The sequence below is a fragment of the Psychrobacillus sp. L4 genome (assembly GCF_042944905.1).
Taxonomy (GTDB): Bacteria; Bacillota; Bacilli; order Bacillales_A; family Planococcaceae; genus Psychrobacillus.
In genome coordinates, this window is the sequence record NZ_CP168496.1 from 2,921,591 (window position 1) to 2,946,574 (window position 24,984).

At 35.4% G+C, this 24,984-nt stretch carries 22 protein-coding genes; 3 read left to right on the forward strand and 19 right to left on the reverse strand.

What is annotated here, in order from left to right; genetic code table 11:
* Window positions 1-92: 92 nt before the first annotated feature.
* The 3 genes from ACEPXG_RS14145 to ltrA form a co-directional block, all read right to left on the reverse strand.
* Window positions 93-581 (reverse strand): GNAT family N-acetyltransferase, encoded by a 489-nt coding sequence (locus ACEPXG_RS14145; protein WP_391203666.1) that lies wholly within the window; start codon window positions 579-581, stop codon window positions 93-95.
* Between the two features lie 144 nt (window positions 582-725).
* Window positions 726-1,385, reverse strand: coding sequence for a hypothetical protein (locus ACEPXG_RS14150; RefSeq protein WP_391203669.1), 660 nt, complete (start codon window positions 1,383-1,385; stop codon window positions 726-728).
* A 415-nt stretch (window positions 1,386-1,800) separates the two neighbouring features.
* Entirely contained in the window at window positions 1,801-3,564 is a 1,764-nt protein-coding gene (ltrA, locus tag ACEPXG_RS14155) for a group II intron reverse transcriptase/maturase (RefSeq protein WP_391203671.1), read from the reverse strand.
* 1,264 nt (window positions 3,565-4,828) lie between these two features.
* Between ltrA and ACEPXG_RS14160 the strand changes: the two genes are divergently transcribed.
* Complete coding sequence (locus ACEPXG_RS14160) at window positions 4,829-6,064, forward strand: IS110 family transposase (protein WP_391209930.1); 1,236 nt, start codon at window positions 4,829-4,831, stop codon at window positions 6,062-6,064.
* Window positions 6,065-6,224: 160 nt separating this feature from the next.
* Here ACEPXG_RS14160 and ACEPXG_RS14165 read toward each other — a convergent pair whose 3' ends face one another.
* From ACEPXG_RS14165 to ACEPXG_RS14230, 14 genes are all read right to left on the reverse strand, one after another.
* Window positions 6,225-6,662, reverse strand: coding sequence for a hypothetical protein (locus tag ACEPXG_RS14165; RefSeq protein WP_391203674.1), 438 nt, complete (start codon window positions 6,660-6,662; stop codon window positions 6,225-6,227).
* A 465-nt stretch (window positions 6,663-7,127) separates the two neighbouring features.
* A complete protein-coding gene (locus ACEPXG_RS14170; protein WP_391203676.1) occupies window positions 7,128-7,535 on the reverse strand; it encodes a DUF3888 domain-containing protein in 408 nt (135 codons plus the stop codon).
* 337 nt (window positions 7,536-7,872) lie between these two features.
* Window positions 7,873-8,949 carry a hypothetical protein gene (locus ACEPXG_RS14175; RefSeq protein WP_391203679.1) on the reverse strand — a complete coding sequence of 359 codons (1,077 nt, stop codon included), beginning with the start codon at window positions 8,947-8,949 and terminating at the stop codon, window positions 7,873-7,875.
* Window positions 8,939-9,439: an RNA polymerase sigma factor gene (locus ACEPXG_RS14180; RefSeq protein ID WP_391203682.1), complete on the reverse strand. Its 501-nt coding sequence runs from the start codon at window positions 9,437-9,439 to the stop codon at window positions 8,939-8,941. The genes ACEPXG_RS14175 and ACEPXG_RS14180 overlap by 11 nt, the downstream gene beginning before the upstream one ends.
* 281 nt (window positions 9,440-9,720) lie before the next feature.
* Window positions 9,721-10,542 (reverse strand): permease prefix domain 1-containing protein, encoded by an 822-nt coding sequence (locus ACEPXG_RS14185; protein WP_391203685.1) that lies wholly within the window; start codon window positions 10,540-10,542, stop codon window positions 9,721-9,723.
* Window positions 10,539-10,880, reverse strand: a complete 342-nt coding sequence (locus tag ACEPXG_RS14190; protein ID WP_391203688.1) for a PadR family transcriptional regulator — start codon at window positions 10,878-10,880, stop codon at window positions 10,539-10,541. The genes ACEPXG_RS14185 and ACEPXG_RS14190 overlap by 4 nt, the downstream gene beginning before the upstream one ends.
* Before the next feature lie 193 nt (window positions 10,881-11,073).
* Complete coding sequence (locus ACEPXG_RS14195; protein ID WP_391203691.1) at window positions 11,074-11,340, reverse strand: hypothetical protein; 267 nt, start codon at window positions 11,338-11,340, stop codon at window positions 11,074-11,076.
* A 742-nt stretch (window positions 11,341-12,082) separates the two neighbouring features.
* Complete coding sequence (locus tag ACEPXG_RS14200) at window positions 12,083-13,546, reverse strand: hypothetical protein (protein WP_391203694.1); 1,464 nt, start codon at window positions 13,544-13,546, stop codon at window positions 12,083-12,085.
* 700 nt (window positions 13,547-14,246) lie between these two features.
* The gene (locus ACEPXG_RS14205; RefSeq protein WP_391203697.1) at window positions 14,247-16,436 is read right to left on the reverse strand and encodes a YhgE/Pip family protein; all 2,190 of its coding nucleotides are present in this window, start codon (window positions 16,434-16,436) and stop codon (window positions 14,247-14,249) included.
* Between the two features lie 67 nt (window positions 16,437-16,503).
* Window positions 16,504-17,073, reverse strand: coding sequence for a TetR/AcrR family transcriptional regulator (locus ACEPXG_RS14210; RefSeq protein ID WP_391203700.1), 570 nt, complete (start codon window positions 17,071-17,073; stop codon window positions 16,504-16,506).
* A gap of 91 nt (window positions 17,074-17,164) precedes the next feature.
* Window positions 17,165-17,635, reverse strand: coding sequence for a FixH family protein (locus tag ACEPXG_RS14215; RefSeq protein WP_391203703.1), 471 nt, complete (start codon window positions 17,633-17,635; stop codon window positions 17,165-17,167).
* A complete protein-coding gene (locus ACEPXG_RS14220) occupies window positions 17,632-19,014 on the reverse strand; it encodes a sensor histidine kinase (RefSeq protein WP_391203705.1) in 1,383 nt (460 codons plus the stop codon). The genes ACEPXG_RS14215 and ACEPXG_RS14220 overlap by 4 nt, the downstream gene beginning before the upstream one ends.
* Window positions 19,011-19,685 (reverse strand): response regulator transcription factor, encoded by a 675-nt coding sequence (locus ACEPXG_RS14225; RefSeq protein WP_391203708.1) that lies wholly within the window; start codon window positions 19,683-19,685, stop codon window positions 19,011-19,013. The genes ACEPXG_RS14220 and ACEPXG_RS14225 overlap by 4 nt, the downstream gene beginning before the upstream one ends.
* Complete coding sequence (locus ACEPXG_RS14230; protein ID WP_391203711.1) at window positions 19,682-20,626, reverse strand: YncE family protein; 945 nt, start codon at window positions 20,624-20,626, stop codon at window positions 19,682-19,684. Before ACEPXG_RS14230 ends, ACEPXG_RS14225 begins: the two co-directional genes overlap by 4 nt.
* Before the next feature lie 159 nt (window positions 20,627-20,785).
* Here ACEPXG_RS14230 and ACEPXG_RS14235 point away from each other — a divergent pair, with 159 nt between their 5' ends.
* Window positions 20,786-21,721 (forward strand): nuclease-related domain-containing protein, encoded by a 936-nt coding sequence (locus ACEPXG_RS14235; RefSeq protein WP_391203714.1) that lies wholly within the window; start codon window positions 20,786-20,788, stop codon window positions 21,719-21,721.
* 522 nt (window positions 21,722-22,243) lie between these two features.
* On the opposite strand, the gene hemH is transcribed toward ACEPXG_RS14235, so the two are convergent.
* The gene (gene hemH / locus ACEPXG_RS14240; RefSeq protein ID WP_391203717.1) at window positions 22,244-23,176 is read right to left on the reverse strand and encodes a ferrochelatase; all 933 of its coding nucleotides are present in this window, start codon (window positions 23,174-23,176) and stop codon (window positions 22,244-22,246) included.
* 8 nt (window positions 23,177-23,184) lie between these two features.
* Window positions 23,185-24,237: a uroporphyrinogen decarboxylase gene (gene hemE, locus ACEPXG_RS14245; protein WP_391203720.1), complete on the reverse strand. Its 1,053-nt coding sequence runs from the start codon at window positions 24,235-24,237 to the stop codon at window positions 23,185-23,187.
* 199 nt (window positions 24,238-24,436) lie between these two features.
* Between hemE and ACEPXG_RS14250 the strand changes: the two genes are divergently transcribed.
* Window positions 24,437-24,925 (forward strand): antibiotic biosynthesis monooxygenase family protein, encoded by a 489-nt coding sequence (locus tag ACEPXG_RS14250; protein WP_391203723.1) that lies wholly within the window; start codon window positions 24,437-24,439, stop codon window positions 24,923-24,925.
* Window positions 24,926-24,984 lie beyond the last annotated feature (59 nt).

Consider the following 24,984-nt stretch of genomic DNA (forward strand, 5'->3'; position numbering starts at 1 on the left):
CTAATACTTTATTTTCTCAGTCTATAACTTTATTTCCCTCGAACATTTTCTACGTGTGTTATTCCATTAAAGCACCCTACTTTTAGATTTCTTTAATTGAGGGTAAGAATAAACTCCTCCACATCTTCGCCACGTGCATTGGAAAACCCGCTGTCCTCACCAGTAATAGTGAATCCACATTTCTCTAGAACCTTGAGGGATCCAGCATTGTCTTTCGCGGCACGAGCATAAAGGGGACGAATTGTAACGTAATTTAGAAATTCCCGTAAAGCGCTGGTTGCGATTCCCTTGCCCCAATATTCCATCCCAATCCAGTAGCTTACTTCGGGTTCGCCGAACTGTTCAAAGTTCGAGACGTGTCCAGTGACAATGCCATTGAATAATATAGTCTTAGTTGTGATGGTCTCGTCAGCGATAATTTTTGTCCAATGGTCAAAAAATGCGTCCTTATCAGTGGGGTCTTTAGCTGTAAAGGCAGCCATATAGTTCGCCGTTGAATCTAGTTGTTGTTCGAAAAAGATAGGAAGATCTTCCTCTATGATATCTCGTAGCTTCACTTCGCTTTTGCTAATGGATTCCATATAATTCACAAGCTCCTTAACATATTTTTGAATATAAATTCTTCCAAGTTTAGAGAAATTCCTTCTTCAACTAACCTGCTGCGTTAGTAAAAAAGGCTTTACTCCTTATTGAAGTAAAGCACCCGTTAGTTTAAGTGAAAAAACTCACAATTCGACTCTAGAGATTACCCCGCTATAGAAAGCTTTCCAGCTATCGTCGTCCTGCTTCTCGGCTCGATACATTTTTAGAGTACCTTTATACAAATGCCCTTCAACATCTTTTGTAAATTCGAAGAAATCGGGTTGTTTTTTTAATTCAAGTAAATCGGTATAAAATAATTCAGTTTTATAAATAGGTAATCCAGATGGTGTCTGTAAATATTCTTCCGTAGTTAAGTAGGAAACACCTTGAGAATCTAAAACTGTTAGAGTTTGAACCTCCCTAGAGATTACCCCGCTATAGAAAGCTTTCCAGCTATCGTCGTCCTGCTTCTCGGCTCGATACATTTTTAGAGTACCTTTATACAAATGCCCTTCAACATCTTTTGTAAATTCGAAGAATTCGGGTTGTTGTCGTAATTCATCTAAATCGGTATAAAATAATTCAGTTTTATAAATAGGTAATTCAGAAGGTGTCTGTAAATATTCTTCCGTAGTTAAGTAGGAAACACCTTGAGAATCTAAAACTGTTAGAGTTGGAACCTCCCTAGAATGGAAGACGTCAATTAATTCTTTCTCCTGTGTCACTGCATAAGAGTTATTTGAAAATGGAAAAATACCACAAACCAATGTTGTTAATAGTAAAAATCTTAATTTCTTTTTCATTCATATCCCCCTAATCAATAATTGTATATATCAAATATTGTACTCTAATTTTATGAATTTTCAATTTAATTTAATTTAAGTTTGAAAGTATCTTGATTATCTTGATACATAGATTAAAAACTTTCCAAAGCGTCGTTTAGGAATTCTTTAAATGTTTGTTGCATTAACCTGCTGCGTTAGTTTAAGTGTAACATTTCACAATGGATTTCTGAGTTCTACTTGATGTTTTGGATAAAAAAATAGACCATCGAAATGATGGTCTTGTTTAACTAAAGTTAGTAATAGGTAAGCATTTGAAGTTATCTCCAGCTTTTCCCCTACTCCGCACGGAACGTGATAGTTTCCCATCATTCCGCGTTCCATCTAGCGATGGTATTATTAATTATAAGTTTCAAGTTACTCTTATTGATTTGGGTTATTTGATTATTTCTAGCTCACATTTTTCTCGATATTTATTGATTTTCTTTAACATCGATTCAGTGATGCCCAAAAATTTTATGAGTGTATTCGCCTTAATTTTGTCGGTCATATGGATTAATTCGTGTACTTCTTTTTGGAGAATACGTAAATTATTGAATTTGTCGCTTCCACCAAGAGGCGTAGGTATATAATGGTGACAGTACACATTTTCTGCTTGTAGGAACATGCCAGTTATTTCACATTTCCCTTTTTTCATACTGTACCTACTAATCCGATTATCCATATATTCGACACTTCGTGTCGGTATGTTTGATTCCATTAACAATACTATTTCTTGTCTTATATTTTTACTCAACCGTGTAGATATTTGTACTCGACCTTCTTCGGTAAATGGGGTTATACTTTGAGTAAAAGCAATCACATTTTTTGTTTTGATGATACCGAGAGGGAAGAGATATACCCCGGCGATTTTATACGTTTTAGAGCCTAAGCTATAAAACTCTTTATAGACAGGTGGAGGGTTGTTAGGGTGTTCATATTTACCGATAGGTTTAAGACGATTGTACATAGATGCACCTATTTCATAGGCAAGGCGTGAGAACGCTAAGTTGACGTGAGTAGCTCTATTAAAATAATTATGTAACCCTAAGACAAAACTATTAAAACGCAAGGCATTTTGTGCGGTTGGCGATGCTCGGAGTATTTTTATTCGTTTCTTTGCATCTGCCTTAATTTTCCGCATCTTTTCCGCTTTGACAAATGTATGTGCAACTCGCTTTTTTCTTTTACGATTGGCACGTATAGTGAAGCCAAGAAAAGCAGACTCATTCTTGCGTAAATTAATAATCTTCGATTTTTCTGGTGAAATATCAAGTTTTAAACGTTCTTTTAAATAAAGAGTAACTGCATGATACCATTTTTCAGCAGTTTTCCAGTCTCGACAGATGATTTTAAGGTCATCAGCATACCTAACTATGTAGCCTTCTTTTAAGTGTGTGCGCTTTTTTGCGAGAAGTTGACCTTCTCTGGTCTTAAAAGATTTATGGAGAGGGAATAGTTCCCACTGATTCGCTACCCATTGGTCCAATTCATTCAGTACAATATTAGACAATAATGGCGAAATCAAGCCTCCTTGCGGAGAACCTTTTGTTGGAATACCTTCTCCATCTATTTCAGCTTTTAACATTTTGGATATACAGGCAAGAACCTGTCTATCTTGAATACCTAAATTCCATAGCTGCTTAATAAGTAAGGAATGATTGATATTATCAAAGAACCCTTTGATATCAACGTCTACAACGTAATGAAGTTTCGACTGATTAACTAGAAATTGAATTCTTGCCATTGCATGATGAGTAGACCGTTGAGGTCTAAATCCGTAGCTATGATTATAAAAATGAGCCTCTGCAATAGGTTCTAAGACTTGCTTAAAACACTGTTGTATAATTCTATCTAGAATACATGGAATACCTAATGGTCGCATCTTGCCATTATCTTTTTCGATCAGTTTACGTCTAACTTTCTTGGGGCGATAATTATTAAGCTTACTTTGTATTTCTTCTATTAATTCGTTCTCTGATTGTTTCTCTATGTCTACAATAGTTTTACCATCTGTTCCAGGGGTCTTCGACCCTTTATTTGACTTAATTGTTCGATACGCTAATAAAATGTTATTCCTCGACGTGATGATGTCGTATAGAGAGTGGAATGATTCTTTATCTTTGGCTCGTTCATGTAAGTCTGTAAAGGTATCTGTCATCCCATAATAATCCCAATATCGGAGAGCTTGCACTGTGGCATCATTCCTCTTTGAAGTGATGTTCCCACGTTCTTACCCGACCGGTGCAATGCACAATTGAAAAATAATTATTACTTATCACTAGACTTGGGGCTGTTCCTCCACCTCCATTACAGAGGTTTCACTGGTCGTACCCCTACCCTCATAAGGACAAATACATTTCACCATAAGGCTTATAGCAACCGTTTCGGGTGACAGCCCTTGAATCAACGTTCCTTACTTTCCAAGTACCTTACAACGTAGCTATACATTCTAAACGTAGGTGCTTCCTTTAAGCCTGTGAACTGGATACCGCCATTGTTCGGTATAGTGTATTTCAGAGGGTGCATTTTTACTTTACACCGTTCACCCCATCGTTTGATGGTACACAAGTTTCCTCATGTTCTAACTTTAGACCCGTACCTTCGGAAAATTTGTCAGTTCCTTTTCATGGGAACTATTCTCACCATATCTAGTTTTTCAGCCATGCGGTCTATCCGTCGGCATACCTTTTCCATAAGAATGGCTTCAGCCTAGTTCAACCGAATCAACCTGTGCTTCACACCCCATGACCAGTCAATCAGGACGCATGCAGGAGTATTGATGGGATAGTTTCAGGAAACATGGCTCCGTCATTTCTATCCTCCGTTGTAAAGTTAAAATTTATTTTTATAAATCTCCTGTATTTTCACGCCAGAAGGCGCTTATAACAGAACTTGTCGCGCGCACCCGTTAGTTGAATAAGAAATAATGACTTCACCAAATGCTTGAAATCAAGCGAATTATCATTCTTGGGATAAACATTATGATGTTCCAGACCACTTCAAATATTATAGAAGCACCAATCTCACCTAAAATTTCTTAAAAAAAACCATCCCGCTTTTCTTTTTTTCTCTTTGCCATCCTACATCTCCGAATCCCTTAATTTATACCTTATGTAACTAAACTGCGGCGTTAGTAAAAAAGGCTTTACTCCTTCTTGAAGTAAAGCACCCGTTCGTATTATAAGGTCAGCCAGATATTTCTGGTTGACCTTTTTTTATATCGATATATGATTGCGGTAGCCGGGGTAGAACGTAAGCACTCGTGGGGCTAATGATCCCGTCAACTAAACAGTTCGCCCCCTACTTGTAGAAACATGATTGAGGCTGGTTGGGACTCTGATCTCGTATAACAAGCGAAGCTATGATACTACATGGAGGAATAGGGGTTACCGGTTAATTGTATGACAAGGAGGAAAATAATGATGAATCCAGTAATTGGTCTGGATGTGGCAAAAGGCGAAAGTCAGGTTCAAGCATTCTTAGATAAAAAACAAGCGTATAAAAAGAGCTTTAAAGTAGCACACACACTGGAAGGGCTGACAATTCTTTTAGAGTTTATTAGAGAAATAGAAGTGGCTTCTGGAGAAAGGCCCCCCATTGTTTTGGAATCCACTGGCCACTATCATACACCAGTTGTCCAATTTTTCGAAGACAGAGGTTATTTAATAATCATGGTTAATCCACTCGTTTCGTATCGAGCAAAAAGTTCCAGTTTACGTAAAGTAAAGACAGATATCATAGACGCTCGTCATCTCTGCGAGATGTTTTATAAAGAGGACTTAGAGCCTAATAAACAGCGAGGAATCCAGCTCTTAAATTTACGTCATCTTACAAGACAACATGAAAATATTACAGGTATGTATGTACAAACTAAACTACAATTCCAATCCGTTTTAGATCAAGTATTTCCTGAATACTGTGGGGTCTTTGGAGATCTTTATTCAGATGTCTCCTTACTGACCTTACAAGCATTTCCTACTTCTGAGGAAGTGATGGCAACACCTGAAGAAACAGTCGCCAAAAAAATAAAGGAATTCTGTAAAAGTCGTTCTCAAAAATGGGCAAACAGTCAGTCAGAAAAGTTAAAGGCTGCCGCAGATCGCAACCCATTCCAGAAAACCTTATACAATAGTCTTATCTTAAGCATAAATATGTATATTAAGATGCTTCTAGAATATAAAAAACATCTATCAGATCTGGAAAAAGAGATAGATGCTTTAGCGAAAAGCATGGAAGAATATAAGATTCTCCAATCCATCCCCGGTATTGGTGAGAAAATCGCAGCAACGATTATTTCGGAGATTGGGGAGATCGATCGGTTTAATCATCCTAAAAAGTTAGTTGCCTTTGCAGGAATTGATCCAAGTGTTTTTGAATCTGGTACATTCAAAGGTACTTTGAATCGGATTACCAAAAGAGGTTCTAGTAGACTACGACATGCCTTATATATGGCCGTTAAAAGTGCCATTCGTGATAGTCGCAAGAAGAAAACGACAGATGAACTCATTCCTCGAAATAAGAGGTTAAGGGAGTTTTATGATAAGAAACGTGAAGAAGGAAAGCCCTTTAAAGTAGCTGTAATAGCATGTGCAAATAAGCTTTTACATTGGATTTATGCACTTTTAAAAAACAATTCATTTTTCCAAGATCTTACCTAGTTTTAAAATATAACTAAAAAACCCAAACCTTTCCAAACACAGGAAATTGAAAGGTTATTTGGCATGCACAATTTTAGTATAGCATGAACTAATTTGTTTTTTATTAATAAATATTGACAAACTATTGGCTGGTTTAGTTAAATTACATTTCTTCAAAATATTATTTACTATCTAATTCTTCGTAGTTAATTTCTTCAATAATTTCTTCATTACCACCTGTTTTAACCATCTTAACTTTCACGTCTTTAATTGGACTAATAGAAAACCAAAATCTTTTTTCATCTTCAACGTCAATTATTGTTGCTCGTTCATCACCAGCATATACTTCAGCTATTGAATTATCATTGATTGCACCAGAGTAAATATAAGGTTCATTATTCATAGAAGACCATTTAACAGGTGAATTCCATGTGGAGCCTTTTGTTTGTTTCCATTCCCATTGATTATCTTCTTTCTCGAAGTATGCAATAAATATCTTTTCCTCTTGATTCTTATGCTCTTTGAATACCGCGATTGCATCGTCTTCATGTACGACATTAAACTGTTTATTAACAAGTGAATACGAATAATTTTCTTCACCTATATGCATTTCTTTCATTTTTTGTTGAAAAAAACCTTCAAATGTTTGTTCGTCTGAACACCCGACTAAAAAAACTATGAAAAATAAAAATCCTATAAATATATTTCTTTTCAGTTGTATCTCCCCCTAGTAGTTAATTTCTCCATCTTCTTCTGAACTCCTTCTTCAACTAACCTGCAGCGTTAGTTCAATGAGAAAAAGCTACCCTTAAAGGCAGCCTTTTGTTCAACTAAAGCACCCGTTAGCCATCCATGCAGCACAAAATAGTGCTGCACCACAGAGAATGAAAATGGTAAGAAGAGTCAATACTAGTAGTCCACTTAAAACAATAGTCTTATTAATGTACGCTCTCCTCTTTTTTTAACGATTAAGCAGGGGTCTTCATTAGTATTGTCATTTTTCTTTTCTTGAAGAAATTAATTTTCATGGTAGTTGAATAAGGGTACTTAAAGAAAAAGTATATGAAAAACTTCTAATTAATATCTACCAAATAACTCTTGGATTTCTACACATCTTGGTGTAATCTTCGTTTTCGTCTAATTTCCTTACTTGCACATCATTTATTACCCATTCAGTGGGAGATTTGTTTTCCACTTTTAAAGTAAACAAATGATACGGAGGCATTATTGCTCTTTCATAAGTTATGAATTGATAGGTTATCTCGTATCTATATGCTTGGTCAGGTTTTGTCTTAACCTCTACAAATTTGCAAAAATCGGATAGGTAAAATTCTCCAAAATAATCTTTAATTGCTTTTGATTCCAACGGTGATAAAAATGAATAAATAATATCTTCAAGTATCATTTCATTACGAGAGCCGCCTGTATCAGCATGTACAGGTGTAATGGTAGTAAAGATAATGAGATAAATTATTATAATAGTTCTCCTCAAATTAATACCTGCTTTCATTCGTACTTTGCAGGTATTTTTCCCAAACAAATTACTTATATTCTTTCCGCTTGTTCATTACCAAATAGATAAGTGACTGTAATTTTTCTTATTGAACTAACCTGCCCCGTTAGCCATCCATGCAGCACAAAATAGTGCTGCACCACAGAGAATGAAAATGGTAAGAAGAGTCAATACTAGTAGTCCACTTAAAACAATAGTCTTATTAATGTACGCTCTCCTCTTTTTTTAACGATTAAGCAGGGGTCTTCATTAGTATTGTCATTTTTCTTTTCTTGAAGAAATTAATTTTCATGGTAGTTGAAGATTGTTTGAGTACTCATTTATTATATAATGAATTTTCAGCATGACTAACTTCGATTGTAAATGCCTTTGGATTCATGTTGTGTTTTATAATCATATCTTGAAAAATCCTGTTTACTTCTGCATTTTTTTGTTCAGTGACTAATTCGTTATCTGGAATTATAAGATTAATCCTAATATCATCTTTTGAATAAACAATACCTGCAAATGTCGAGTTGTATCCCGCTTCATTCAACTCATATCTCACTTGGTCAAACAATCCATCTTTTTTCTTAAGGAGTTCTTGAAGTTCATTAACATCAGTTGGTACTACTTCACTTTCCTTTGGAGAAGATTGAGATAGAGAGTAATTAGCTTCAAGCTTTAATGAAATAGAATTTGATTCTTGAGTTACAACGATATCTTGTTGTTCTGAACTTCCATCTGTATATTTTACATTTACTTTAATGATAATGTCATCACCTATTACTTTATTGCCGTCATGAGGAATTGCAAGAGTATATTTATGTTTTTCCTGTTCATTATAGTTAACTGTGTAGGTATTCCCTACTTCCTTTATACCCTGATATACATCCGAACCAGGCTCACTAATAATGAAATTTATCTTTTCGGATCTTAACCATTCACTGTCTACATGTTCTTTAGATGTAAATGTAACATCCTCAATAAACTTGCCTTCGCTTAAGGTATAAGTGATTGAGTCGATCTGTTCTCCAGTTACATTGAGTCTAACATCTGTAAAAATTAAATTATCTCCATCACCACTTATACTCATAATACCTACTCTATCTTCTGTTGCTAAATCAATAGTAGCTTTTTCTGATGTAATAGGTGTATTAAACTGTGTCCCATCATCACTCAATGCATAAGCTGTGATCGCAAAATTTGCAACTTGGAGCTCTCCATTCTTATTAAGATATGGCATGACTATCATAATAGATAAAAGGATTCCAAATGCACATGCTACCGAAATCCATCTTTTATCGTTCACTTGAACCGATTTTTTCTTTCCTATATTCTCTTTCACACGATCTTCCATAGCTTTTGACATTTCAATAGAAGTCACAGCATCTTTGATCTTCTCAAAGTCCATATTCATTCTCCTTTCGATATCTTTCTCGAAGAAGCTCTCTTCCCCGTTGTAACCGCTTTTTCACTGCTGACGTAGTAATGGTAAGGATTTTCGCTATTTCATCGACTTTATAACCCTCCACATAATGAAGTAACAATACAACTTTATGTTTAGTTGGCAATCTCATTAGATGGTCGAGTAAACCATGGTTTTTATCATTCTTAGAATATAGCTGTAAATTATTGATATCTATATGTTTACGAATAATATTGTACCTTCTCATATTCTTGCAGCGATTCGTGGCAATCGTTATTAACCATGCTTTCTCATGTTCTGAATCGTTAAAAGTTGGAGATTTCGTTAGATGAGTAATAAAAGTGTCTTGTACCACATCCTCTGCATCTTTCTCATTGCATAAAATAACAAGACAAATACTAAATAGCATATTGCCATATGTATCAACAATTCGCTCTACATCTAGTTCAGCCGACCAAACTACTTGTTGCAACATTCCTCAACTCCTTTCACTACTAACACACTTGAAGATACCAAATGGTGACTTTTTGTTTTAGAAAAAACACATCCTAATCAATATGTACCCTGTTCAGTACAGTGATGGAACAACAAATATCCGAAATCGCACTCAAATCAGGAAAATATTAGCACAACGACTGACATAAATAACAATAATTTTTACGTAAAGAAGTGCTTAGTTCATTGGAAAACTAAGCACTTCTTTATTATTTCGGTATTCAAATATTCAACAAATGCACCCGTCAGTTGAAGAAGAAATCAACTATTTGTCTTTGATAACCGTCTATTTCCAACCAATCGGTAAACAAAATAACCTAAAATATTTAATAAAGCAAATACAATAATCCATCCAACATTTAAGCGTCTATGCTGATAGGCGTTAATAGTTGCCCATATGGTAAACAATGTCCAATAAACAACAATACCTACTAAAAGTAAAATAACACCCGTTCCTTCATAACTTTTTGATTCAATACTAACATGCCAGATTTCATTACTTTCACCATATCCATTGTAAGTCAAAAAACCTGTATTATTCCAAATATTAAAAGAGAGTTCTTCTCTAATACTATATATTGGTTCGACGTGTTCATCAGAAGTAGAAGAAAATAACTTCTCATCATCGTATATGCTAATTCCAGTAATTCTTTCACTACTTTGTACAATTTCCTGAATATCAGTTTCAATTTGTTTTGGTATTCTTTCATTATCGCCTAAACTGTTAAGAATTTGAGAAGCGACCTGATTACTTTGATTCAAATTACTTTTTTCAATAGAGATTACAATACTAAAAATGATAGTAGAAATTAAAAGAAATGCAATCGCTGTATAAAGTACCCATTTCGAAAATATTTTTTGTGCTTTAAATAATTGTCCTACAACCGAACGCAATTCTTTTTCTCCGCCAAATCGTTCAATTGCAATTTCAATTGCTTCTTGTTCTGTCTTTCCTTCTGCTTTTAATTCATGAACAGCCTCTAACAAATGACCCTTCATCTCTGCCTTTAATTCTTGTATTTCTTCTTTATTACCACCTACGTTTCGATAAACCGAATCAACAAATGCTTCAATTTGTTTCATATTTTTTTGCCCCCTTCCAAAAACGAATCAATAATGTTTTTTACAAATTCCCATTCCAAACGCTTTTCTTCAAACCCTTCTTTACCAATCGACGTCAGCTTATAATACTTTCTTCTTCCCCCTGGCCCCTGTTCATCTCCCCAGTAAGATTCAATCCACTCATTTTTCTCTAACCGTTTTAAAGATAAATATAATGTGCCTTCTTTTAATTCAAATTGGCTATCGCTTTTATCACGAACCAATTTTGCTATTTCGTATCCGTACATATCTCTACTGCTTAATAACGAAAGGATTATTGTATCGATATGACCTTTTAAAACCTCTTTATTAATTTCCATATTTTTCACTCCCTAACTACAATATAATTTATATTACTCTATATTGCAAGGTATTAATTTAAAGAATCTTATTAAACTAATCTGCTGCTTTTGTTCAATAAGAAAAAAGGCTTTACTCCTTCTTGAAGTAAAGCACCCGTTAGTTGAAGAAGTTCGCCCCATATTCAAGAAAACTGACACGTTTTAAAATCAGTTAAACACTGCCAACGATTGCATTGAGAAATGCAATAAATAAAACGCCTAATGAAATGGAAAGTAATGAGATATACTTCATAAATCCTTTTTCTTTCTTAAAGAAAGCACAGATAGCCAGTACTAAGCCTGTCAGATAGATACCAAAGCCAATGAATATTCCCCACCAACCAAAAATATCAATATTAATCGGTGGGAATGCCATATATGCAACAAAAATTCCAACAACAATTAATATAATGGAAAACTTACTAAACTTTCTTTCCATGTTTTCATCCCCTTTTATTCTATCTATTTCTCCAAGCGTTTTAAATTCCCCTTCTTCAACTAAACTGCACCTTTAGTTGAATAAGAAAACGAACAATTGCTCCAGTAAACCAAGAAACAGGATTGATAATATTACAGTTGGTATTGAAATTAATATCTTATTTTGCAACCTAATATTCTCGAATTGTCTATAAATCTTATTTACTACTCGGTAAACGATTATTACGATAAGTAAACTTATACATATTGCTATTAAATCAACAGAAGTAAATGGTTTACCTAAGTATTTATTTTGGTAAAAGCTGATAACAAAAATTGATGAAAATAAGATGAATTGATAAATACAAAATCTAATATAATTCAAAGCTGATTACTCCTATTCGATTGCTAGTAATATATCCTTTATAGTAAATAACATCAGGATTTTTCCTCATTCCATTATTAAACTAACCTGCACCGTTAGTTCAATAAGAAAAAAAGGCTTTACTCCTTCTTGAAGTAAAGCACCCGTTAGCCATCCATGCAGCACAAAATAGTGCTGCACCACAGAGAATGAAAATGGTAAGAAGAGTCAATACTAGTAGTCCACTTAAAACAATAGTCTTATTAATGTACGCTCTCCTCTTTTTTTAACGATTAAGCAGGGGTCTTCATTAGTATTGTCATTTTTCTTTTCTTGAAGAAATTAATTTTCATGGTAGTTTAAGTGAAATGTTTCACAAAATTTTTTCATGGATATACACTTAAAATTTTTTGCGTTTCTTCGGAGTCTTAATTTCTTCCCATGAATAATTTGGTACTGTGGCAACCCATATCGTATCTCCCATCATATCCACATCCGAAATAATAGTATCGTTCGCTTCAAACACTTTTTCAGATTTGCTTTCATATTCCGTACTGATGGAATAGATAGCTTCACCTCTATTGGTATATCCCAATAACTTCTCTCCTTTTTTAATGAATTGAACTATCTCTTCATTCACGTTGATTTTTCTCCAATTTACCTCTTGAAGATTTCGCGTCCAAATTCCACTCTCTGTGGTTATGAATAGCCTATTTCTAATCACTTTCATATTCCACGGTACATCCTTACTATTCGGCATGGTGATTTCGTTCCATCCATCATTTATCTTTTGTAAAAGCTTTCTTTCTTCTGTGAGTCCTAACAAATCTCCATTATCCGATATTTGAATCACATAAAATGGGTTAGGAACAATAGCTTTTTCCCAACTTTCCCCTTGATTGCTTGTATAATAAATAGTTCCATTTGATAGCACAGCTATATGATTGTTGATGGAATAATCGACGTTCTCAATCGGGTGGTCTAATGAAAGAATTTTCCTTCCTTTACTTTTGGATGTAATACCCACCCATATTTCGTTTTCCGTAACTGCATATAATTCATCATTCCTATCAAACCAAGCGTGTGTCACATAATTATCAGCTCGTAGTGCAGTCCATTTTTTTCCACCGTTCTCGCTCCATTCAATAAAAGGTTGATTACTTGTACTAAATTGGATTGGCTTTTTGTCTCCCCATACGACTAATTTTTTGTTTCCAGCGACAAACCCTGTAATCGCCATCCCTTTTTTAGATAGCTTTTCGGTATCAATACGTTTGGATATTATTCCTCCACCGTATGGTAATTTATGAATGGCACTGACTATATCACCGTTTCTGGCATTGAATGAAATTCGAGTAAATCGTTTATCTCGATCATTTCCAATCACTGTTAAAATTGGTGTACCCTCGATATTATCCAATGTAAAATGATATCCTGTTGCCCAACCTTTTCCTTGTTTTAGACCATATTTATCCTTTGCAAGTTGGAGAACATCCGAGCTATCCAATTTGATCTCATCGTATTGAATTGTAGGAACCTGAGATTGCTTGAACGATTCAAACACGGTAATTTTCTTTTCTGAGATACCAATTAGTAAATGTTCATCTGTACCTAAAGCCATAAATTGCATAAACCAATTAAAGCGTTTCCCTGTTTCTCCTCTCGAGCCACCCATCGTTTCATCCACAGTATTTACACTGGTAAGTGTTGCGTTTGCATTCCATTCTTTCGCTCGCTGAAATCCAATATCAATCGCTTCTTTAAGCGCAAGTTCACCCTCTGAAGCGATTGTTTCACGACCAATCAAATTTACAAAAACTAAAAAAATAACTAACAAACAAGAGACTTTTTTTATGAAACTCAAAATACCACCATCCCATAACTAAATAAGCACATTAATCACAGGATTAATGTGCTTATTTAGGATGGAGTAAATACTTCGCTATATTCCCTCATAGATCCAATATAACAAACAAAATACTCCTTTTATCAGAGAATCCTTCTTCAACTAACCTGCGGCGTTAGTTTAAGTGTAAACCTTCACAAACTTATTCTAATTTTAACATAAATATCCATTTTTGGTTAGACTAATTTAATCAGATGTAGGGTAGGCGTCACCATGCATTTTACGATAAATCAACCTTTTCCTTTAACATAGCCTTTATTAAAAACGCCTATCTCATCCTTTCATGAGATAGGCGTTCCAGATTGAGGTCAAAGGGTTTGGTGAATGTCAAAATTCTTTAACCTTTTGATTTTTTATTCATTTTCCCTCTCATTCTGTAGATGATTTGACATCATCGCAGTATAATCCTTGATAAGTAGAAAGAGGAAAATGATGCGAGACTCCTGCGGAAGAACGGACTAGCGAGACCCCGCACGATGCATAGCGAAGGAGGAGGCTCGATGGTTCGTCCGCGGAAAGCGAGTGTCTTTTTCCGTCCTCGATTTTTCTTACTTTCTATTTTATAGAAAAATGACTGTAGAAAAACTCTTTTTTATTGAGTTTGTCAACAGTCTAAAACGCCTATCTCATCCTTTCATGAGATAGGCGTTCTTCGTATTTAAGCTTTTGCTGATTGCTTAGAATAACGTTTTTTGAACAATAATAGAAAATATCCAAATGTTAATGCCAAACAAACAAGCATAAACCCTATTAGCACACTATTGTTATACCAGTAATAGCTTACATCTCCTGTTGATATTGCCGCTCTGAAACTTTGAATCGAATACCCCATCGGTAATAACTTATTGAAAATTTGTAATTGGTGTGGAATCAATTCTAATGGAAATGTTCCTGCACTTGTTGATAGTTGTAAAATTAATATTAGAATAGCGACAAATCTTCCTGGATTATCTAAAACCGATACAAGTAGCTGTACGATCGCTAAGTACGTAAAACTTGTAATAATCGCAGTAAGGATGAGCATACCAACGCTCTGTGTTTCTAATTTAAGTGCAAATAATGCAATTGCTACTAAGATTAGAGATTGTAGAATTCCTACAACAGCTAGCACTATTGTTTTGCTTGTAAACCATTTTGCTCCACTTCTCGGTTTAACAGCTGTTTGTACTAATGGGAATACAACGGATATTATTAATGCCCCTACAAATAAACCGAGTGATAAGAAGTAAGGAGTTAAGCCAGTTCCATAGTTCGGTACGGCATTTATTTCTTCCTTATTCACATCTACTGGAGAGGCTACCATGTCATAAGTTGCGTCATTCGCGCTTACTTTTCCAGCTTCGCTACTTGCATCTTGTAAACTCGATTGTAATGTATTCGTTCCGTCTACTAATGCTTTCGTTCCATCCGCTAATTTCGTTGAACCATCAGCAATTTCTCCAGATTTTTCAGCTAGTGTTCCTGTTCCTTGTTGTAATTGAGAAGAACCTGATTTCAACTGATTTAAACCATTAACCAAGCTATTTGAACCTGCATATGCTTGCTTAACTCCTGTGTTAAACTCTTTCATTTTTTCAGCAAGCGTATTTGTGCCTGTTGCTAAGTTTGTGGAACCTTCTACTAATGCAACTGATGATTGATTTAGTTTTGCAACGCCTTGACTTGCTTGCGCATATCCAGCACTCAATTGTTTTGCTCCGTTTTGCACTTGGGCTGTACCATTTGATAATGCCTTTGTTCCATCCGTTAGTTTTTCTAACCCCGTCGTTACAGTTGTACTTCCATTCTCTAATTGCTTCAATGTTTCTGTTAAGGCAGCAACTTGTTCCGCTGGAAGTGTTGTGCTTATTTCCGCAATTTGTTTAGATAGCGCTTGAATACCCAATGTTACTTGGGAAGAACCTTTTGATAATTGTTCTGCACTTCCATTTAATGTAGAAGAACTCGTTTGTAATTGTGCTAATGAATCAATCAACGCTTTGTCTTTTTCACTAAGTAATTGATAGCTTTCATTCAATTTTGCTACACTCGCAGTATACTGTGAAATACCCGTTTTTAGTGATTCTGCTCCTGTTGCTGTTTGACTAGCACCTTCTGTTAATTGGGACGAACCATTAGAAAGTTTAGATAAACCATCGTTTAATTCAGTCGAACCAGTTGTTGCTGATTGTATACCTGTTGCAACTTTTCCTGTTCCCTCACGAAGCTCAATCGTGCTACTCGCCAATTGCTCTAAATATCCTTTCAAATCACTTGCACCATTATTAACTTGAGATGCACCATCTTTTAATTTCCCTGCACCATCTGATGCATCTGAAAAGCCGTTCCCCATTTTTGTAATTGAATCGAAAAGTTGCTCAGCATATGTTGTAGTAACTTCTTCATTCACCTGAGTACGAATGCGTTCCATCGCTGTTGCTCCAATTTGGGAGGAAAGGAAGTTGTTCCCCTCATTTGGCTTATATGTGATCACCATTTTTTGTGGGTGATCATCTAATAAAGTAGTTGCATGCTGAGAAAAATTTTCCGGTATTTCAATTAATAAATAATAGTCTCGGTTTAATAAACCTTTTTCCGCTTCTTCTTTGTTCACTGAAACAAAATCGAATTGGTCGCTTTCCTCTAATTTGTCAGTCAATTCCTTCCCCAGTACAAGTTGTTTACCATCTAACTCAGCACCCTTATCTGAATTGACAATTGCTACAGGTAAATTATTTAAGTTTGAATATGGGTCCCAAAAAGCCCATAAATACACTACTGCGTACAAAACTGGAATAAATAAAACTGCAATAATTGAAATCAGCATTTTTTTATCTTTAAAAATACTCTTCCATTCTGATTTAATCATTTATATTCCTCCTAATACTATGTGACTAAATTACTCATTCAGTCATTTTGATTCAAAAAAAGAAGTCTCAAGTTAAGAGACTACGAAAAATAGTGTCCTGAAACAAATTAGCAATACACTCCTCAGAAAGAGGTTCTTTATGTGTCAAATCCCAATCTACAACAAATGCTAAGTAAGCTTTAAATAGTAGATACGCGACAAGTTCACTATTCACATTACTAATTTCACCTTTTCCAATTGCCTTTTCCATTTTCGTTTGAATAAATGAAACGATCTCTTGTTCAATTTGTTTCAAAACTTGCTGTACTGCAGGAGTTCGCAACTCCTTCTCTTCAGCAATTATTTTCGCAAATAGCTGATGTGTTTCACGGAATTCCAACATCTTCATTAGTGCATGATGAGCATTTTCTTGAAACGAGGCTTCCTCTTTCAAGACATTCTGCGCTTCCGTTTTCATTTCATTTATCATTCGAAGTACAATTTCTTGAAAAAGGATATCTTTGTTTTCAAAAAAAGTATAAATAGTACCTTTTCCAACATTCGCGATTTTAGCAATTTGGTCCATGGTAGTTGCTTTGAAACCAAATAGAGAAAAGGATTTTGTAGCAGCTAGAATTATTTCCTGTCTACGGTCCACTATTGCTCATCTCCTAAAATAAAAATGACCAGAAAACCATTACAGTCATCTAGTCATTATAATACGCTTATTTTATTTTATGTGCAAGTATTTATTTGTGATGCATATCACCCATAGAATCATCACTTTCGTCAGGCATTACTTTGCTCATATCAGGATTGCCGACTTTTAGTTCTTGTTTTGGCATTACATGTAATCCGCGCGCGTTTGTGTGAGCAAACATATAGTAAATACCATCATGATCAAAAGTATAATTTGCTTCATATACACCGTCTTTTGTTAATTTACCTTCTAACATGGTACCGTGCTCACGCATTCCAGACTCCCACACCTCGAATTCCACTTGGTCTGCATCGTCTACTGCTTTATCACCTTGTGTCACTTTTGCAGATAATGCAACTTCCTGACCCACAGGCAATGTTTCTGGCGTTTGAATATTGACTACTACTTCTTCAAGCGTTCCTTCATTATGTGAGTGCGAATCATGCGTTGTTGCTTCTTTCCCGCCGCAACCCGCTAAAGTTAATGTTGTTAATGCTAAAACGGTTAATATTTTTTTCATATGAATGAATCCTCCCAAATAGGTAATGTAATGTGTACTGTCGTTCCTTTTCCTACTTCACTTGTAAAAGCTAGTTTTCCTTTTTGCATCGAGATTAGTTGCGAAGCGATTGAAAGTCCTAAACCAGTTCCTCCGTCTGAACGGCTTCTCGCTTTATTTACTCGATAAAAGCGCTCTGTAATATGGGTTAAATGCTCTGCCTCAATCCCGCATCCTTCATCCTTTATCGTAATAGTATTATTCGTATTTGTAATAAAAATAGTCGCTCCTACAGGCGAATATCGAATAGCATTTTCCATTATATTAATCAGAACTCGCTTCGTCATTTGTTCATCTGCAGCTAATATAAGTTCTTCATCCACATCAATGGAAAATTTCAATTTCTTTCCTTCTATATTGGAGCGTTCAAGGTGGATTACTTCTCGAATGGACTCCGCAACGATGAGTGGGGAAATCTCTACACTTTCTATACCTTCAGTTCTTGAAACAGTCAGCAAATCATTTGTCAGCTTTTGCATCCGATTTGCTTCTCTCACAATGAGATGATAAATCTCTTCTTTTTGGTCTTCACTTACTAAGTTTTGTTCGAATGCTTCTCCATACCCTTTAATATAACTAATGGGCGTTCTTAATTCATGGGATACAATAGAAAGGAAGTCTTGTTTTTTTTCATCCTCTTCTTGAATGGAAGCAGCCATTTGGTTAAACGTTTGTGCAAGCTCTCCCACTTCATCCTGCGATTTTACTTCAACCCTCGTATCATAGTTTCCATTAGCCATTGAAATAGCTGCTTCTTTTAGTTTCGCCAAAGGAGTCAGCACTCTTTGTAAACTTTTTAAACTAATAAACGCCATGGCGATTAATAATAAAGAGACGATTCCTATTAAAAAGAAAACATCATTGGATGCTAGTTCCGTTATTTTCGTTAATGGTACATACAAATAAATGATTCCTTCTAATCGATTTTCATCCACAAGGGGATAGATAACCGACACAACTTCTCGGTCAAAGCGACTCTCAAATCCTCGCTTAGTAACTGAGTTCCCTGCTATTAACTTCGCACGTTCATCTGCACCGATTAAACTATCATAGTCAATATCAAATGGAATACATGCACTTAGTTCTCGCGGATTTCGTACGGTAAAAACTTCAATATTGGAAAACCGATTATATGCTTCCGTTTGTTTGATAAAATCATCTGTGACAACCCCGCCACTATATGTACGCTGGATATTTTTCGCAACTTCTTTCATAGAAGTTTCGGTATGCTGCACATAAAGTTCTTCATAAAGAAAGTTAGAGAATATCACTAAAAAAACAATAGTAATGGTGATAAAGGCAAGTAAGAGCATCCAAATTTTAAAGGATAACTTTTTCATTGATTGACCTCAAAACGATAGCCTATGCCCCATACAGTTTCGATATATTTCCCAGCAACTTCTCCGAGTTTCAAACGCAAAGTCTTAATATGGGTATCGACTGTTCTAGTGCCACCTTCATAGGTAAGACCCCAAAGAAGTTCTAGTAGCTGCTCCCTTGAAAACACCTTTCCTTCATTTTCCATAAAAAGATGGATAAGCTCATATTCCTTTAATGTAAGCACAAGCTTTTTATCTTCTAATTTTACTTGTCTAGCAATAATCTCATTTACTAATAATCCTTTTGTTATCGTCACATTATTCGTTGTAAATCCAGTTCTTCTTAAAATGGCATTAATCCTTGCAGTGAGCTCTACGGCAGTGAAAGGTTTTACAACATAATCATCCCCACCAATCTGAAGCCCTTTTACTAAATCACTTTTCGCATCAAGAGCCGTTAAGAAAATAATCGGAACTTCGGAAAACTGACGAATCTCTTTACAAACGGTAAAACCATCTTTTTCTGGCATCATGACGTCCAAAAGGACAAGATCTATCACTCTATTTTGGACAATTTCAATTGCATCATAACCATTTTCAGCCTGAATTACTTGAAGTCCAGCTTGTCGCAAATGCATCTCGATTAGTCTACGCATATCCTTTTCATCATCTACGACTAAAACGTTTGTCATTTACTTGCCTCCCTCGTAATTAGCTGAAATGGCCCTTTTCCAACTGAAACCTTATTAATTATCTTTCCATTTTGTAAAAAATATACGTCATGATCATCATATCCAGCAACAACTACCGTATCATCGAAGGTATTAATGGAAAAAGGATTTGCTCCTACTTTAATAGAAGACATCAAATCGCCTTCTTTTGTAAACTCACGCACATAGTTACTTCCATGACTAACCACATAAATTTGTCCATTCGATGCTTGTGCAAAACCAATGGGCATCATCGAGGCTTCTATTTCCCCTTGCAATTGTCCACTCTGCAAATTGTATTTTCGAATGACTTTGTTTGGTTGACTTCCCGCACCATGTCCACCTATCCAAAGCTCATTGCCATTCATATAAAGTCCATGAGAAGAAGTTGGAATATCCCATGTAGTCACTAGTTGCAAATCTTTTAAAGTGAAGACTGATAAGAAAGTATCTTTGAAGTTTATAACATACAAGTACTTTTCATCTGCAATCATTGACATAGGATATCTTCCTGCTTCTGCTTTTTCAACTTCTTTTCCTTTTAAGTCCAATAAAGTTACTGTATTTTCTTTTCCATTCGCCACATAAATCGAATCTCCAACCGCATATGCAAAGGACGATCCTTCATGAATAGAATACGTTGCTACTTTTTTCCCGGTAGAAAGCTGAATAAGCACTGCTTCATTCAATGAATATCCGTACAAGAAAATGTAGTCTTTAGAAACAAGGGTAAAGCCAGTGTAAGCTGCTTCCAATTTCCAGGTCTGAATTATTTTATGTTTGTTTGAAATGAAATCAATAGATGGTTCTATTGTGTTTAAACTGGCTACAAAATCAGTAGACGAATTAATGGGATTAAATGAGGTATCTGAACATCCTACAAGAATTCCACATAAAAATAATAAGCATAGTATTTTTCTCAAAAATTCGCCTCCTTTTCTTCTATTCTATCCGAAATATGTGAATAAAGTTTGAAATCCACAAGATCGTATTGGAAAAAACGATTCAAAATTAAATTATCTCGATTTGGAGAATATTAACTCTCTTGTTATAATGACGGAAAGGTGGTGATACAAATTATCTTGCGAAATTTTCCCCAATCCTATATAGAACTTAGTCGATTACTCTTGCGACTAGAACCATCCCATTCCAGTAAAAAGGAGGTAGAAAAAAAGTTCCATCAAATAGAGGCTGGCTATTTTGGTGAAAAATTAGTAGATAACACTTTGTTAGAATTAATCTTTCCTCCCCATTCTTGCATTTTAACAGATGTCCACTTGAAAATTCATAACCATCTCTACATTCAGATGGATACTCTAATTATTACTAAAAAGTATCTACTCGTTATTGAAGTAAAAAATATAGTTGGAACCATTACCTTCCAAAAGCACAATGGACAAACTATCCGAACCCTCGACGGGGTAAAAACTCCTTTTGAATGTCCAATTTCCCAGATCAATAGACATATACAAGCACTTGAACAACTGCGACTTCCACTACCAATTTTTAAGGCAATCGTTTTTTCTTCCAACCGAGTAATATTAGAAAATGTTCCAATGGACGAGCCTATTTTCTTCAGAAAGAATCTCTCCACTTATATTCATCAATTGAATCAAAAAGAAGATAGGATAGATACTTCTCAATTTAATGATCTAATTAGGAGAATTCAATTAAAGCAACATGAGATGCAGCGAAAATCCCTTTGCGACAGATGGAGAATTTCCCCCGAGTCCCTTATCAAAGGCCTTTTATGCAATCTCTGCGGCAATATTTTATATAAGATTTCCAATAAAACATGGAAGTGCACAAAATGTGAATCCAATGACAGAAACCCGATAACGCATAATATCAATGATTATTTTATCTTAGTCAAAGATTCCATTACTACCATCGAATGCAAGGAATTCTTCGGTTTTTCCTCGACACATGAAGCATACTATATGCTTAAAAAATGCAATTTAATTAACGTAAATAATGCCAGAAAGAGTGCTTATAGAAAGAATATAGAGGTTTTCTGACATACACTCTGGATTTTCTGAGATACTTCGAGATTTTGTGAGATACTCCGCGTTTTCTGAGATACTTCGAGATTTTATGAGATACTCCATGATTTTATGAGATACACTCGGGATTTTCTGAGATACTCCGAGATTTTCCGAGATACTTCGAGATTTTGTGAGATACTCCGCGTTTTCTGAGATACTTTGAGATTTTATGAGATACTCCGAGATTTTCCGAGATACTTCGAGATTTTGTGAGATACTCCGCGTTTTCTGAGATACTTTGAGATTTTATGAGATACTCTATGATTTTCTGAGATACTTCGAGATTTTCTGAGATACTCTATGATTTTCTGAGATTCTTCGAGATTTTATGAGATACTCTATGATTTTCTGAGATACTCCGCGTTTTCTGAAATAATCGATGATTTTCCGAGATACACTCGGGATTTTCTGAGATACTCCGATATTTTCTGAGGTTCCTAGTTTCTTTAAGCTAAAAACCTCTAGCGGGATACGCTAGAGGTTTTTCCATTTAGTTTATGCACGAAGATGTTTTAACACAACGTCTGCCATTGCATCGACGAAGAGAGGTTGATCATTTGGCATTGCTGGACGGATATAGGTTGCACCAATTTCATCACAGACAACTTTACATTCATAGTCGTTATCGTACAGTACTTCTAAATGTTCTGCTACGAATCCAACTGGAGTATATATAAATGTATTAAATCCTTTTTCTTCATATAATTCTCGTGTTAAATCTTGCACATCTGGGCCAATCCAAGGTTCTGGAGTTTGTCCAGCACTTTGCCAGCCTACTGCATAATTTTTAACGCCTGCTGCTTGCGCAATTAAATCAGCTGTTTCTTTTAATTGGTCTGGGTAAGGATCTCCCAATTCTTTAATTTTTTCAGGGAGTGAGTGGGCAGAAACGATTAAACATGCTTTCTCGCGCTCTGCTTCAGACATTCCTGCAAAAGCATCGCGTACTTTTTCTGTCCAGTATTGGATGAATTTGGGCTCCTTGTACCAACTCTCTACTGAAGTAATCGTTAAGTTACCTAGTTTCTCCGCTTCTTCTTTGATTCGTCCATTATATGATTTAACAGAGAATGTAGAAAAATGAGGTGCTAACACCATAGAAACTGCTTCTGTAATACCGTCTTTATGCATTGCCGCAACTGCATCTTCTAAGAAAGGTTCAATATGTTTTAAGCCAATATATAATTTAAATTCGATTTCATCCTGCACTTCATTCAAACGATCACAAAGACCTTTTGCTTGGTTTTCAGTAATTTTTGCAAGTGGAGAAATTCCACCGATTGCTTGGTAACGACCAGTTAAGTCTGCTAGTTGTTCATCGCTTGGTTTACGACCATGACGAATATGTGTGTAGTAGCGTTCAATATCTGCTTCTGTGTACGGAGTTCCATAAGCCATTACTAATAATCCCATTGTTTTTTTCATCATTATCACCTCTAGTTTGATTTTGCAGCAATAAGTTCTTTACTATATTCATGCACAAATGCTGTTAAACGTTTTAATGTATCTGGATTAACTTCTGGGAATACGCCATGACCAATATTAAAGATGTGTCCAGGTTGCGCTACCCCTTGCTCTACAATTACTTTTGCACGTTTCTCGATTTCAGCCCAATCCCCAACCAAATAGGATGGATCGAGGTTTCCTTGAAGTGTTTTCGTAATCCCTTTCGCACGGGCTTCTTCAATTGATAAACGCCAATCGAGTCCAACTACATCCACTGGTAGGTCGTTCCATTCCATAGCCAAATGACTTGCTCCTACACCAAACGTAATAAGTGGAACACCTAGTTCACGAAGTTCCGTGAAAATACGAGTCATTACTGGTTTAATAAAAATACGATAATCTGCTACATTTAAAGCTCCAACCCATGAATCAAAAATTTGAATTGCTTTCGCTCCTGCTTTCACTTGTGCTTTTATATAGACAATGATCATATCAGCAAGTTTATCCATTAACGCAAACCATGCTTGAGGCTCTGATACCATAAAGGCTTTTGTTTTGTTATAGCTTTTAGATGGTCCGCCTTCAATCATATAACTGGAGAGGGTAAACGGTGCCCCTGCAAATCCGATTAATGGAACGTTTAATTGTTCAGTCGTTAGCAATTTAATCGTTTCTAACACAAAAGGTACGTCATCTTCTGGTGATAAATCGCCAAGATTATATACATCTTGTACTGTACGAATTGGATTCGAAATGACTGGGCCAACACCCGCTTTTATTTTTACATCTACCCCAATACCTGGTAAAGGTGTTACGATATCTTTATATAAGATTGCTGCATCTACATTGTAATTCTCTACTGGAAGGCGTGTTACATAAGCACAAAGCTCCGGTTCATGCGTAATTTGTTCTAATGAGTATTTTTCTTTAATTTTTCTATACTCTGGTTGCGAACGACCTGCTTGCCTCATGTACCATACTGGTGTGTGATCTACGGCTTCTCCACGAGCTGCACGTAGTAATGTATCGTTAAAAGTTGTCATTATCATTTCCTGCCTTTCTTCTAAATAACGGTTATATTCAAATATACGTTTTCACTATAGACGTTCTTATTCCTATTGTATAGGTATATAGTGTAATTGTCATAAATTTGTCCTGTATTTCCAGTCTTTATTCGAAGAAAGGGTTTTTAAATTGACTTTAATGGGAAAAGTAATATTAACGATGATAGGAGGAATTTAAATGAACATATACATGACATCAGGTACTCCTGAATTTATGGAAACAATTAAAAAGAAACACGTAAATGAGGAATTATTTCTTCTACATGGTGTAGGTAATTCGATTCTAATTCACGAAACAACTGGCAAGTCTTTTTTTCAAGTACCTCGGGAATACGAAGTACTTGAATCGTATGGGAACTTTTCTGAAAAAGGCTATTTCGTATTGCAACATATTCCTGTCTCGGATGAAGGTCGTCCTATATTCGAATTTCAGTATACCAAACTAACTAGTACTGTTGAAAAAGAACCCGGTTTTATAGCACTTCGTGTATTAAAACCAATTAAATCTGATACGTATATTATTTTAACAGAGTGGTCTGGTCCGAGCAGCTTTGAAGTATGGGAAAAATCAGTATCATTGAATTTTGACCATGTCGCTGATAAACAACATATCTTTACAAGCGCGCCTTACGTTGCTACATATAAATCTACTACAGATGAAGCCTAGATAATAAGGCTTCTTTTTTTCTGCTATAATCTAGTAAAAAGCAATTACAGGAGGGCATA